Origin of the sequence: Thermovirga sp. (assembly GCF_017656375.1) — a bacterium.
Classification (GTDB): Bacteria; Synergistota; Synergistia; order Synergistales; family Thermovirgaceae; genus Thermovirga.
This window is the reverse complement of record NZ_JACDOB010000032.1, coordinates 1-12,041: the sequence shown is the minus strand read 5'-3', so window position 1 is coordinate 12,041 and position 12,041 is coordinate 1. Positions and strand designations below refer to the sequence as shown.

Here is a 12,041-nt window from a genome sequence, read left to right as displayed (position 1 = left end):
GGATTCTCAGAATTCGGCCTAATGGCCCCTTTAGGGCACACATCAAAACATCTGCCACACTTGACACAAGTACTTTGATCTATAGCCGCCTTCCCATTAGACAAACTAATCGCTGAAACAGGACATACGTTCTGGCACGCCCCACAACCGACACAAAGGTCATCTCTTATCCAAGGCATCAAAATCCCCCCATCAAAATTATTTTCTCAATACAACCACACGCCAACTTATTTATTGATAATCTTTATCAACTTCAGCTATGGTACAACTACTTCTTTTGAAATGTCAATATACAGATGGGGGTTTGTTTCATAAATAAAATAAACTCTCAAACGAAAAGGCTCTGCCTTCGTCTTACCGAAAACAGAGCCTTTTTCAATCTAAAATGTTGCTTTTGGCAAATTAGAACAGGTTCAGGATGTTCCCGTTCTCGTCAATATCAATTATTTCTGCTGCTGGCTTCTTGGGCAGGCCAGGCATGGTCATTATGGAGCCACAGATGGGAACGATGAACCCTGCGCCGGCGGACAAGCGCACTTCACGAACATTTATCCTGTAACCCTTAGGCCTGCCTTTCTTGGCTGGGTCATCAGAGATAGACATCTGGGTCTTGGCCATGCAAACAGGCAGGTTGGCATAACCATTGGCTTCCAGCTCCTTCAATGTCTTCTCTGCTGCAGGCGAGTAATCTACACCATCTGCTCCGTAAACTTCTCTGGCTATGGTCTCTATCTTTTCCCTAAGGGGCAGCTCAAGCTCGTAAAGTGGACGGTATCCACAGGGCTTCTCCAGGGCATCAAGGACTGCCTTAGCAAGCTCTATGCCGCCCTCTCCACCTTTTTCCCAAACTTCCGAAAGGGCAATCGTGGCACCGTGGCGTTTTGCTGCCTCATAAACCTTCTCAATTTCCGCATCTGTATCGGAAGTGAACCTGTTAAGGGCAACCACAACAGGCACACCAAACTTCTTGAGAATATCAATGTGCGCTTCGAGGTTTTCTGCACCCTTCTCAAGAGCTTCTACGTTCTCTTTGCCCAGCTCATCCTTGGGCACTCCACCGTGCATCTTGAGGGCTCTAACTGTGGTAACCAACACTACAGCACTCGGGCTGAAGCCAGCCTTTCTGCAGACTATATCCATGAACTTCTCAGCACCAAGGTCTGACGCAAAGCCTGCTTCAACGACGGCGTAGTCCACAAGCTTAAGAGCCATCTTGGTGGCAACTATTGAGTTGGTTCCGTGAGCTATGTTTGCGAATGGTCCACCGTGAACGAAAGCTGGAACGTGCTCTATGGTCTGCACCAGGTTGGGGTTAATCGCATCCTTCAGGAGGGCCGCCATGGCTCCATGGGCATTCAGGTCTTTTGCCGTAACTCTCTCTCCTGACCAGGTATAACCCACAACGATATTGCCCAGCTTTTCCTTCAGATCCTGTAGGTCTGTAGCAAGGCAAAGAATGGCCATTATTTCAGATGAAACAGAGATATCAAAACCGCTCTCTCTGGGAATTCCATGAGCTTTGCCGCCAAGGCCTATTACTATGTTCCTAAGGGCCCTATCGTTCATGTCCACAACCCTTCTAAAGGTGATGCGCCTTGGATCTATGCCAAGAGCGTTACCCTGCTGGAGATGGTTGTCAAGCATAGCAGCAAGAAGGTTGTGCGCAGTGCTTACGGCGTGGATATCGCCAGTGAAGTGAAGATTTATATCCTCCATGGGAAGAACCTGAGAGTAACCTCCTCCCGCAGCTCCTCCTTTTACTCCAAAACAGGGTCCCAAAGAGGGCTCTCTCAAACAGAGCATGGCTTTCTTGCCCAGTTTTACTAGAGCCTGGGTTAGACCTATCGTAGTGGTGGTCTTACCTTCACCGGCAGGGGTTGGGGTTGTGGCAGTAACCAATATCAACTTGCCATCTGGCCTATCTTGTAGTTCCGAATAATACTTCAAATCAATCTTCGCCTTAGTGTGGCCATATGGGATGACGTACTTCCCAGGTATACCGAGTTTCTCTGCAATCTCTCCTATCGGCTTCAGCTCGGCTTGCTGGGCAATCTGGATATCCGATAACATGCTATTCCCCTCCTTGTTATTTGCTTATAACAGTAGTTATTTTACTGCATATTTTATTAACCGTGTAGCTCTTTCCATTTATGGGACATCGTGTCCCATAAATGGCCTGCATGATAAAGCTACAACAACACATCCCCTATGTCAAGGGAAACAGCCAACTTCATGCAGAAAAGTCATACTTTTGCCGCATGTGTGACAATAACACAAAGGGTGTCACAGAAAAATGTAGCAATAAAACACCAACTCTTGGAATTTTGAGAATTAGGCTTGTTGACGCAAATAGGCCTAGCAGTACACTTTTAACATTATCATTGAAAAGCAAACTCTCCGGAGCTAATTAGCTCTACACAAGCATCAACAACTTCCGGATCATAAATTTTCCCACGCCCATGCAGTAATTCCTTCTTTGCTTCATGTAAACCACGGGCGGGCCTGTAAGGCCTGTGAGAAGACATAGCCTCAACAACGTCGGCTACTGCAAGGATTCTTGCTTCAAGCAAAATTTGGTCCCCTTTTAAGCCCTGAGGATAACCAGATCCGTCCAGCCTTTCGTGGTGCTGCAGGACTATTTCCGCTATAGGCCACGGAAATTCTATCTTAGAAAGGATATCGTAAGCTACTCTAGGATGGACCTTTATGAAGTTAAACTCTATTTCTGAAAGAGATGATGTTTTCGTGAGAATTTCGACAGGAACTGCTATCTTACCTATATCGTGCACCAGAGAAGCCAACCGAACAGCTTCAATTCGCTTCTTGTCGAGCCCCAACTTCTTCGCAATGGCACAAGCCAACTGGGAAACCCTTTCTTGATGCCCAGCTGTATAAGGGTCGCGTAGTGCCATTGTTCTGTTAAGTACTTTTATTATCCCTTCAAAAGCCATGTTAAGCTTTTCATGGCTCATTTCAAGCTCAGTTCTAGCGCGCACTATATCAGTAACATCTTCACCTGATAAAAGGGTACCTATAACATGTCCCCTACTATCTTTCAACAATGAACAGTGCCAGGATATAAGCCTCTTTTCACCGTTTCTAGTAAATAAGGGCAGTTCCTTACAAACTTCAAGGTCCAATTCACCATTATTAATTTGATGATGTTTCTCCTTCATCTTTTCCTTTATTGATTGTGGGAAAAAGCTGTCAAACCAGTTTTTGCCAAGAAGTTCATCCCGCTCACAGCCAAGAATTTCGCAAACTTTCTTGTTTGCCATAAGAACATTGCCGTCATTATCTAAAACAACCAACAATGTTCCAGCTATATCAAAATACTTTCTTGCGTCCTCTAGTTCCTTTTTTAAGACACTTTCCTTTCTTTTATGCCAAGTTACATCTTTAAACTTAATAAGGCTTACCGGCTCTTCGTCCCAAACGAAGTCTTTCTCACTGATTTCTACAGTTGAAATTCTTCCGTTCTGCCTTACAATGTCCATCTCTTTTATGTGACCATTATCGGCAAAACGGCTCAAAGTTTCTCCCTCTGCCACCCTCTCCCCCAGCAAGTCTTGCGCTGATTTATTTGCATATTTAATAGTTCTATTTTTATCCACAACAACCATAGGCTCAGCATGCTGCAGCAATGATGAAGCCCCATCCTTGCGAAGCACTGCGTTGAGGAGCGCCTTTGGAATAAAAGGCTCATCCTCATTTCTTACAAGGCAAAAAGTGGCCCCAGACGAAAGGCACCTCTCCAACTCTGCAGGATCATCATCCCCTACCAATACAACTATTGGAACCCCTGGAGCTGTTTCGCTTATCTTTTTGACCACTTCAAAAGCCGGCACCCCCTCCGGGGAATGGCCCAATAAAATCACATCGTAACGGCTCAATTTGCCTGATGCCTCTTCGAGGCTGTGTGCTGTATCTATGGCAAAATTAAATAGGGCTGACTTCTCCAAGTATCGCGTAATTTTTTCTATTCCCTCTTTGTCTAACTCCAAAAACAAGATCTTGATCGAGCCATTTTTCATATCAACCCAGTGTCCCAAAGTGCATCCCCTTCCTACAAAGCAGCCTATTTTATCTTTACCCTTTACCTTTCATTTATACCCTCTGGCCTTTTATTTAGAAACTGAACTCTTCCTGCATATTATACTCGCATGGTTGTGGTAGGATTATACTCACCTAGGAATTTTTATATTTACTTTCCTCCAGGAGGTATAAAAGATGATAACGGCTATGGAAGAAGCCCTCAAGAAAGGCAAAGAGGTTCTGCATTTAGGCAAAGTTGCAACCTACATTCCGGAACTAGGCAGGGCAAACCCCAATGCTTTAGCTATAGCATCCTGCACTTTAGATGGCCAAATAACCCAGACAGGAGACGTCGGCACGAGAGCATCCATTCAGTCCATATCTAAAATCGCATCTCTGGCCCTGGCCATCTCCGAGCTTGGAGAAGAAGAGGTCTTCTCCAAGGTTGGCGTAGACCCTACGGCCGACCCATTTAACTCCATCATGCGCCTTGAAATGCGAAAACCTCACAGGCCGCAGAACCCTCTCATAAACGCCGGGGCCATAGTCGTGCTTTCCATTCTCCCCTACCCCGACAGCACAAGCCGATACCTGGCAGTTTTAGACCTCGTCAGAAAGCTTTGCGGAAATAGCGAAATAGTTGCCAACGAGAAGGTTTACCTTTCAGAAAAGGCCACCAGCGACCGCAACAGGTCCTTAGCGTACTTTCTGCGGAGCGTAGGTGCCATGGACGGCGACATAGAGGACATTCTGGACAGCTACTTTCACCAATGTGGTATAGAATGCACCGTTAAGGACCTTGCCGTTATGGGAGCAACCCTAGCCAACGATGGCATAAATCCCATAACACAAGAAAAAGTTCTAAGCCCAAGGGTCTGCCGCCTCATAAGAGCCCTAATGGCCACCTGCGGCCTTTACGACGGCTCTGGAGAATTTGCCGTGAGAGTGGGCATTCCAGCTAAAAGCGGTGTTGGAGGAGGTATAGTGGCAGCAGTCCCTGGAAAACTTGGCTTAGCCACCCTGGGACCTGCCCTGGACAATAAGGGAAACTCCGTCGGCGGGATAGAAGCTATGGAATACCTTTCAGAAAAGCTCAAATTGAGAGTTCTATAATTTGCCTTGAATTGCTCTAGATATAGTAGTAGGATATCAATATAAACACTATATAATGAGATTTTTGTAAAGGAGAGCTATGAGATGGCGAGCAAAGAACATGATAATAGCAAAGACACCCCTGTGAAGATGTCAGGCAACGCTCTCAGGGTCTTAAAAGAGAGGTATCTTATAAAAGACAATGAGGGAAACGCCATAGAGACCCCTGAGCAGATGTTCATGAGAGTAGCAAGGGCCGTAGCCGAGGCTGAAAAGAATTACGATGAAGCAATCGTAGAGAAGTTTTACAATCTTATGGCTAGCCTGGACTTCCTCCCAAACAGCCCCACGCTGATGAACGCCGGAAGGAAAGGCGGCCAACTGGCAGCCTGTTTTGTGCTGCCCATCGAGGACAGCATGGAGGGCATATTCGAAGCCCTGAAGAATATGGCCCTGATCCACAAGTCCGGCGGAGGAACTGGCTACAACTTCAGCAAGCTCAGGCCTGCAGGGGACAAGGTCTCCAGCACAAACGGCGTAGCCTCTGGCCCTATTTCCTTCATGGGCATGTTCGACCAGGCAACAGAGGTGGTAATGCAGGGTGGCATGAGAAGAGGTGCCAACATGGGTATTCTCAACGCTGACCACCCGGATGTATTCCGCTTCATCAGAGCCAAAACAGAGGAAGGAAAACTCAAGAACTTCAACATTTCCATCGGAGCCACTGACAAATTCATGAAAGCCGTCGAAAACGACGAGGATTGGGACCTCATAAATCCCAGAAGTGGCGAGGTGACAAAGACTGTAAAGGCAAGAGATCTTTTCGATCTTATATGTGAAATGGCCTGGAGAACAGGCGATCCTGGAATGATATTCCTCGACAGGCTGGAGGAAGATAACCCAACACCTCACTTGGGTAAGATAGACGCTACCAACCCCTGCGTTCCGGCTGATACTTTCGTCATGACTGAAGAAGGTCCCCGGCAAGTAAAGGAGCTCATAGGCAAAAAGGCCATACTCATCATCAACGGGAACCCCTTCTCCACCACAGAAGAGGGCTTCTTTAAGACAGGAGAAAAGCCCCTATTCCTAATAACTACAAACGAAGGGTATTCTTTCCGAGCCACGGAGGACCATCCTGTACTCAAGGTCTCTAAAAAGACACGATACGCCATAGAAAAAGAATGGGCCGCGGTCTCAGAACTTAAACCAGGTGACGAGATCATGCTGCATGACCACAGAAACTTTGCCGGTTGGGACGGCCTTTACGGAGAAAAAGAAGGTTATTTGATAGGGCTTTTAGTGGGCGACGGAACGCTCAAGAAGGACAAGGCTGTTCTCTCCGTTTGGGCCTCTGAAAAAGCTGCTGGAGACGGAATTGAAAGCATAAAAGAAAAAGCCCTTGAAGCAGCTAAGGCACTGCCTCACAGAAGCGACTTCCAAGGCTGGGTTGAGGTTCCAGGAAGAAACGAGTGTCGCATGAGCCTGGCATCTCTTCGTGAACTTGCTTTTTCCCTAGGCATGGAACCTGGCAACAAGACTATAACCCCTTACATGGAGACCAGAACTTCCTCTGAATTTATACGAGGTTTCCTGCAGGGACTCTTTGATTCCGATGGCTCAGTTCAGGGCTCACAGGAAAAAGGCATATCCATCCGCTTAGCCCAAAGTGACCTTAACAGGTTGAAAGCCGTCCAGAGAATGCTAGCCCGTTTCGGAATCGTAAGCACTATTTACGAGAACAGGCGGCATTCAAAGATGACGCTTCTTCCGGATGGGAAAGGTGGAACTGAGCATTATCAAACCAAACCACAGCACGAACTCGTGATCTCTCGCGATAATATTTTGATTTTTGCCGAACGAATAGGCTTCAACGACACAGCCAAAAACGCCAAGCTTGCATCGCTTTTGGCTGCATATAACCAAATGCCCAACCGTGAGCGGTTTACGGTCACGGTAAAATCCATAACGCCAGCGGGAACGGAAGAAGTCTACGACGTTCAAGTGCCAGGCGCAAACGCCTTCGATGCCAACGGCATTGTGGTCCACAACTGCGGCGAGCAGCCACTTTTGCCATTTGAAGCGTGCAACCTTGGCAGCATTAACCTCTCGCACATGGTGAAAGATGGCAAGGTAGACTGGGAAAAGCTGAAAAAGACCACTCGCCTGGCGGTGCGCTTCCTGGACGACGTCATAGACGTCAACGAATATCCCATACCCATAATAAAAGAGACGGTCATGAAGACCCGCAAGATAGGCTTGGGAGTCATGGGCTGGGCAGATATGCTCTTTATGCTGCGCATACCCTACGACTCGGAGGAAGCCATAGAGCTTGCCAAGAAAGTTATGGGCACCATAACCGAAACGGGGCGGGAAGCGAGCAGGGAGCTCGCCAAAGAAAGGGGCCCCTACCCCGCAGATCGCGGGACGGGGCAGCGCAACGCAACCATAACCACCATAGCGCCCACGGGCTCCATATCCATGATAGCCGACTGCTCTTCGGGCATCGAGCCAGTCTTCGCCCTGGAATACACAAAGGAAGTACTGGAAGGCAAAAAGTTCACCTACAAAAATAGATATTACCAACAGGCATTGGAAGAAGGCCTTGATAAGGAGATCATAAAGAAAGTCTTCAAGACAGCTCATGAAATATCGCCCGAATGGCACGTTAAAATGCAAGCTGCCTTCCAAGAAGCAGTTGACAATGCCGTGAGCAAGACCATAAACTTGCCCAACAGCGCATCCATAGATGATGTAAAGAATGCTTACCTTTCAGCCTTCAAGACGGGATGTAAGGGCATAACGGTCTTCAGGGACGGCTGCAGGAGCGAGCAGGTCCTGTACAAGGAAAAGCAACCTGTACAACAGAAACTGCCCATAGCAGCTACTCCTCCCGGCCCGCAGCCCATAGAAAGGCCATTTGTGCTATCGGGGAAAACGGCAAAGATTCCCACAAGCTACGGCAACCTGTATCTCACTGTAAACGAGGTAAACGGGCGACCCATTGAGGTCTTCACCACCATGGGCAAGTCGGGACATGAGACCATGGCATTCACTGAAGCCATAGGGAGGCTCATATCCCTGGCGCTCAGGAGCGGCGTAAAGATACACCACATAATCAAGCAGATGAAGGGCATAGGAGGATCGCAGCCTGTATGGCATGAGGACAGCGTAATCATGTCGGTGCCCGACGCAATAGCTTTTGGGCTGACCTACCTGGGATACCTGGACAAGGAAGAGAAAGAAATAATGGAATCTATGGCTGAGACGGACATGTGCCCTGTATGTGGGGCCGCAATGACCAGGATGGAAGGCTGCATAACTTGCACAGTGTGTGGTTTCTCCAGGTGCTAAGGTAACCGCAAGACAATAACGGGGGGCTGATTTCTACAAGAGTCAGCCCCCTTTTATTGTCCAATTCCTAAAGTTCTGCCATTATCCTCCTTGCAACTTCGGGTTTGTTCATGGTGTAAAGGTGGATACCGTCTGCACCTTCTTTGATAAGCCCTTTTATCTGCTTTATGGCATACTCTATGCCAGCTTCATAGAGCCCCTCTGGATCCCTTTCGTACCTGGCTATAAGGTGGGCAAGAGCCGTGGGTATGGATGCTCCGCACAAAGACACCATCCTGGATATCTGCTTGGCGTTCAAAACGGGCATTATGCCCGCGGTAATGGGGATATTAATCCCTAGTGACCTGGCTACGTCCCTGAAGCTTAGAAACAGCTCATTGTCGAAGAAAAGCTGAGTAATGAGAAAGGACACGCCCTCATCCACCTTCTTCTTCAAATTTAGCATGTCGCATGCCATAGAGGGAGCCTCCACGTGGCCTTCAGGATAGGCCGCACCTCCGATACAAAAGGCTCCAGGCTTTTCTTCCTTTATGAAACGAACCAGGTCCCTTGCATATTTAAATGCTCCTTCATGGATGGGCCCCTCCTTTGGGGGGTCCCCCCTCAGGGCCAATATGTTCTTAACCCCTAAAGATGCAAGGTCGTCAAGTATCTTCAATACGGCTTCCTCGCTGGCCCCCATGCAGGTCAGGTGGGCCAGCGGCGGCTTGCCCCACTTGTTCTTTATGAAGCCTGCTATCTCAACGGTCCTGTCCTTTGTCCCTCCTGCTGCGCCGTAGGTCACACTGACGAAGTCTGGGTTCAACGTCACAAGCTCCTCTATGGTGTTATATATGGTCTCTATTGGATACTCCCTCTTGGGAGGAAATATTTCAAATGAAAATACTGGTCCCTGTTTAGATCTAAATACTTCGCTTATGAACATCATTCACCGCCCCTTTCTATCAACTTCGTTACAAGCCTTACCGCCCCTATGGCGTCTGGTGCGGTGCCATCTGAACCTATCTTCTTGGCAAAACTCTCAGAGACTGAAGCTCCGCCCACTATCACTGGAAGATCTGGCATGTTTTCCTTGAGCAGCGTTACGGTTCGTGCCATCTCTTCCATCGTAGTGGTCATTAGGGCAGAGAGGCCAACGACGTGAGCCTTTACCTCGGAAGCGGCCTCAAGGATTTTCTTCGCGGGCACGTTTCTACCCAGGTCTATCACTTCAAAGCCATAACTTCTGAGAACTGTCCCAACTATGCCCTTGCCCAGGTCGTGCAGATCTCCTTCCACCGTGGCAAGAACTATCGTGCCCTTGTTTTCTCCCTGTGCGGAAGGCTCCATGTGGCTTTTAGCCAGGTCGCAGGAGGCCTGGGCTGCCTGCGCCGAGGCCAAAAGCTGAGGAAGAAAGAACTCGCCACTTTCATACAGATCGCCCACCTCCTCGAGGGCAGGAATAATTCCAGAAGAAATGACATCCATAGGCTCTAGGCCCTCTTCATCTAGAAGCTGTTGAACTATCGCCTTAGCACCTTCCTCATCGCCCTCGATTATGGACTCTATCAACTGGGCGTACTGGCCTTCTTTCACTTTCTTGCCGTGAACATCCTCCTTGGCCTCTTTTGTATCATCTTTGGGGGCCAATACTTTGTTGGGTTCCACCAGGGCCCTTTCCTTTAATTTATCTTGGGAATTTATATAGGTCTCGGCCTTGGGATCCGACCCTCTCAGAAGGTTAGACGCAAGAATAGTCTCGAAAATGCCAGGCGCAATGGGGTCTATTATGGCCGCATCGAGTCCGGCAGCCATGGCCATGGCAAGAAATGTCCTGTTCACCAGGTGCCTTGAAGGAAGGCCGTGGGATACGTTGCTCACGCCTAAAATAGAAAGGCATCCCTGCTCGGCTATGTACTCCAATGCCTTGAGTGTTACCTTTGGGGCATTATCGTCAGCTCCTACAGCCAACGTAAGCCCATCTATCACCAGATTTTCCATGGGAAAGCCTGCAAGGCGTGCCCTTTTCACTATGTCATCTATTACGGCCTTGCGCTCCTCTATCGTATGAGGCAGGCTCTTTCCATCCATGGGAAGCACCGTTAGGACAGCACCGTAACGGCTGGCAAGCTCCAAGCCTTTTTCCAGGTGTCCCTGTTTTGCGGTAACCGAATTTATCAACGGAACTCCCGACGCCCTCTTGAGCCCTGCTTCTAGGACCTCTATCTTGTCGCTATCTATCGAGACAGGAACTTCAACCGTACCCTCCACAGCGGAGATAGCCTCGGACATCAAACTCACCTGATCCTCTCCAGGCAAGCCTACGTTTACATCTATGACGTCCGCCCCAGCTTGCGCCTGAATCCTGGCCTCCTCTTTGAGCAGCGTGAAATCTCGCTTCGCCACTTGATCCTTAAGGGCCGATTTCCTGGAGACGTTTATCCTCTCTCCCACAACGAGAAGCGGCGCCCCTTTGCCAGTAGGAACCAGCTTGCTCCTGGAAGCTAAAAACGTCCCCTTCTTCTGGCTCAAAGGCCTACGATTTATGTCTGCTAAGGCTTCTCTCATCTTTTGGATATGTTCAGGCGTGGTACCACAACAGCCACCGACCACAGTAGCGCCTGCAAGGGCAAGCTCCTTCGCCTTCTCAGCAAAAGCCTCTGGACCCCAGAAATCGTCATCTCCAGGAAGGCCTGCGTTGGCGTACACGAATACAGGAAGGCGCGAATATTCCCATAATGTTTTCACCGTTTCCACATATTCCGCAGGGCCAACGCCGCAGTTGGCTCCCACTCCAGCAGCCCCTACAGAGTATGCCCAAGCAGCAGCCACTTCCGGAGGCGTGCCCGTCACAGTCTTGCCATAATGGTCAAATGTGAAGCTCACTACAAAGGCATGACCTGGTGCTGCGTCCTTTGCTGCTGCCACCGCTGCCTTTGCTTCCCTGAGGTCCATCATGGTCTCTATGAGGATGAAGTCCGCCCCTCCCTCTGCAAGGCCAACTATTTGTTCGTAAAAAGCTTCATAAGCCTCTTCGAAAGTCAGGGACCCGAAAGGCTCCAAAAGCTCCCCAAGTGGCCCGACGGACCCTGCCACAAGAGTCCGCTCCTTGGTGCACTCCTTGGCTATCTTTGCAGCGGCCCTATTTATCTCCCTTGTCCGCCCCTGAAGGTTTCGATGGGATAATTTCCTTGTACTGCCACCAAAGGAATTGGTCTCTATGATATCTGAACCAGCATCTATATAAGACTCATGAATGGAAGCTACAATGCCAGGAGAAGATAGGTTCATCTCTTCCGGCAACATTGGAGGTTTCCATCCCTTTTCCGCAAGAAGGGTGCCCATTCCTCCATCCATAAGTATTACTCTGCTCTTTGCCTCCATCCATTGCCAGAATTTCATCCTGTCCATTGGACCACCCCCCGCTAAATGCTAAGTTATGTTTGTGTATGATATTAGGAGTTGGTCCATTTATCAAGATTTTCTTGTTTAACTTTTGGGGTCAGGTCTTTACTTTTGGTGTTGTATACTAAAAATCCGTGGGTCAGATGGACCGCCCTCCGCTAACCCGGACAGTATCA

Annotated in this window: 7 protein-coding genes; 2 read left to right on the top strand and 5 right to left on the bottom strand. The window is 48.7% G+C overall.

Translation table 11 applies throughout. From position 1 onward, the window contains the following. The 3 genes from H0Z23_RS07565 to H0Z23_RS07555 all read right to left on the bottom strand — a co-directional run. Positions 1-179 (bottom strand): 4Fe-4S binding protein (locus tag H0Z23_RS07565; RefSeq protein WP_296868818.1); only part of this gene is annotated, 179 nt, incomplete at its 3' end. 223 nt (positions 180-402) lie between these two features. After that, on the bottom strand, positions 403-2,070 hold the full coding sequence (locus tag H0Z23_RS07560) for a formate--tetrahydrofolate ligase (RefSeq protein WP_296868815.1): 1,668 nt from the start codon (positions 2,068-2,070) through the stop codon (positions 403-405). A gap of 308 nt (positions 2,071-2,378) precedes the next feature. Further along, on the bottom strand, positions 2,379-4,034 hold the full coding sequence (locus H0Z23_RS07555; protein ID WP_296868813.1) for an HD domain-containing phosphohydrolase: 1,656 nt from the start codon (positions 4,032-4,034) through the stop codon (positions 2,379-2,381). 196 nt (positions 4,035-4,230) lie between these two features. Between H0Z23_RS07555 and glsA the strand changes: the two genes are divergently transcribed. Together glsA and H0Z23_RS07545 are read left to right on the top strand one after the other, a co-directional pair. Continuing rightward, positions 4,231-5,148, top strand: coding sequence for a glutaminase A (gene glsA, locus H0Z23_RS07550; RefSeq protein WP_296868811.1), 918 nt, complete (start codon positions 4,231-4,233; stop codon positions 5,146-5,148). 84 nt (positions 5,149-5,232) lie between these two features. Then, positions 5,233-8,481, top strand: coding sequence for a ribonucleotide reductase N-terminal alpha domain-containing protein (locus H0Z23_RS07545; RefSeq protein ID WP_296868810.1), 3,249 nt, complete (start codon positions 5,233-5,235; stop codon positions 8,479-8,481). A gap of 67 nt (positions 8,482-8,548) precedes the next feature. On the opposite strand, the gene metF is transcribed toward H0Z23_RS07545, so the two are convergent. After that, positions 8,549-9,409, bottom strand: coding sequence for a methylenetetrahydrofolate reductase [NAD(P)H] (gene metF / locus H0Z23_RS07540; protein ID WP_366928886.1), 861 nt, complete (start codon positions 9,407-9,409; stop codon positions 8,549-8,551). After that, complete coding sequence (locus H0Z23_RS07535) at positions 9,406-11,871, bottom strand: homocysteine S-methyltransferase family protein (protein ID WP_296868808.1); 2,466 nt, start codon at positions 11,869-11,871, stop codon at positions 9,406-9,408. The genes metF and H0Z23_RS07535 overlap by 4 nt, the downstream gene beginning before the upstream one ends. Positions 11,872-12,041 lie beyond the last annotated feature (170 nt).